This window comes from Mumia sp. (assembly GCF_028803055.1).
Lineage (GTDB): Bacteria > Actinomycetota > Actinomycetes > Propionibacteriales > Nocardioidaceae > Mumia.
Genome location: NZ_JARBCJ010000312.1, coordinates 1 through 2,189 on the forward strand (window position 1 = coordinate 1; position 2,189 = coordinate 2,189).

General features: G+C 68.9%; 2 protein-coding genes. One reads left to right on the forward strand and one right to left on the reverse strand.

Annotated elements, in window-relative coordinates:
* The coding region (locus PV363_RS17460) for a sugar phosphate nucleotidyltransferase (protein ID WP_301023042.1) at positions 1–552 on the reverse strand (552 nt) is incomplete at its 3' end.
* Between the two features lie 162 nt (positions 553–714).
* On the opposite strand from PV363_RS17460, the gene PV363_RS17465 reads away from it, so the two are divergent.
* Entirely contained in the window at positions 715–2,172 is a 1,458-nt protein-coding gene (locus PV363_RS17465; RefSeq protein ID WP_301023043.1) for a glycosyltransferase, read from the forward strand.
* Positions 2,173–2,189 lie beyond the last annotated feature (17 nt).

Below are 2,189 nucleotides of genomic sequence, written 5' to 3' on the forward strand. Positions count from 1 at the left end.
CTTCTCCACGAACCGCAGCACCGAGACGGCGTCGGGACCGTCCTGGACCTCCAGCGAGTCACCGCTCTCGACGTAGCAGTACGCCGTGGAGCGCGAGGGAGGACGAAGCCCGATCGTCGTCACGAACCCCTCGCGCGCGACGGCGGCGGCTTGCCGAACCGCCTCGTGGAAGGCGTCTACGTCGCGGATCAGGTGGTCGGCGGCGAACGAAGCGACCAGCGCCTCAGGGTCGCGCTGCAGGATGAGGGCCGCCATGAGGCCGATCGCCGGCATCGAGTCCCGGGGGGACGGCTCGGCGACGACGTGGTCGGCGGTGAGCTCGGGGAGCTGGGCGACGACCGCGTCGCGATGGCGGACGCCCGTGATGACGTTCACGCCGTCCGCACCGACGAGCGGGAGGAGACGGTCGTAGGTCTGCTGCAGGAGACTGCGCCCACTGCCGGTGAGGTCGAGCAGGAACTTCGGTCGTCCGGCGCGCGAGACCGGCCAGAGGCGGGTGCCCGCGCCCCCGGCGGGACTGATGGCGTGCAGCGACGGCACGTGCGAGCCCATGGCGTCCTTCCGTTCAGGTCCGGCGTCCCAGAGTAGTCGGCGGTGTGGCACGCCTTCTTGGCGCCGGTGGTATCGGCCCCTTGTACCATCGCCCGGGGACGTGAACGCCGTTCGCCCCCTCCACCAGCCACGAGGTCAGGAACTCCCTCCACCATGCTTGACGTGAACGCCGGACCACGACGGATCGAGTTCTCGCTCGTCTCAGCGGTCTACAACGTCGCGAGGTACCTCGACGACTTCATCGCCTCCGTCGAGGCACAGACCTTCGATCTCTCGGCTGTCGAGGTGATCATGGTCGACGACGGCTCGACGGACGAGACCTCCCAGATGCTGAAGGCTTGGGAGGTGCGTCGTCCCGACCTGGTGACGGTGCTGACGAAGGAGAACGGCGGTCAGGCCTCCGCCCGCAATCTCGGGATCGAGCAGGCGCGGGGACGATGGGTGTCGTTCCCCGACCCCGACGATGTGCTTGCGCCGGACTACCTCGAGCGGGTCGCCCGGTTCATCGCGGCCGAGCCCGATGTGGACCTCGTCGGCTGCGCACGGTGGGTCCTCGACGACGCCAGCGGCCGCCTGACCGACACCCACCCGCTGCGGCACCACTTCGCCGGCGGTGACCGCCTCCGCGACCTCGAGGAGAACCCGCAGCACTTCTACGGGAGCGCGCCGGTCGCCTTCTTCCGTCGACAGCGCCTCGACGACCTCGGGCTTCGCTTCGACGCCGAGCTCCGTCCGAACTTCGAGGACGGGGCGTTGTGCGTGCGCTATCTTCTCGGGTCGCCGGGCCGGCCACGGGTCGGCTTCGTCGGGTCGGCGCACTACCACTACCGACGGCGCAACGACGCCACGTCGACCCTTCAGACCAGCCTCGCCCACCCGGGCCGCTACACCGATGTCCTCCGCGACGGCTACCTGGCCGTCTTGCAGGAGGCGGTCGACGAGCGAGGCGTCCCTCCGGAGTGGCTGCAGAACCACATCCTGTACGAGCTCTCATGGTTCTTCAGCAGCCAGGACGGCGCGTCGTCACGCGGCAGTGCCGAGACTGCCGGGGTGGCCGACGAGTATCACCGGCTCCTCGGACATATCCGGCGCCTCCTCGAGGACGACGTGATCGAGGCCTTCACCGTGCGGCCCATGAAGCGGATCTGGAAGGACATCCTCCTGCACTCGTACGCGGACGCGCCGTGGTGCACGCCCTACGTCCGGGTGGACCGGACGGACGCCGACCAGGGCTTGACGCGGCTCGTCTACCACTACACGGGTGACGCACCTGCCGAGCGCGTCCTCGTGAACGGGGTCGAGATGTCGCCGCGCCACGCGAAGGTGCGTGACATCGCTTACCACGGGCGGGTCGTCATGCGTGAGCGTGTGCTGTGGGTGACTTCGCGGGCGAACGTGCGGATCGTCCTCGACGGTCGCCGGCTCCCGTTCCGTTTCGACCAGCCGTCGTCGGCCATCACCTGGCTCAAGCCCGGTCGTGTCCGGTCTGAGATCGCGGCCCGTGAGACCACCCACCCGATGGACGTCCCCTCGAAGGCCAGAGGTGTGTCGGCGGGGGGCGCCGGGGGGGTGGCGGAGCAGCCCGCCCCAGGGAGACACACAAACAACCACAACGAATAGGATAAAGGAAGTACAAA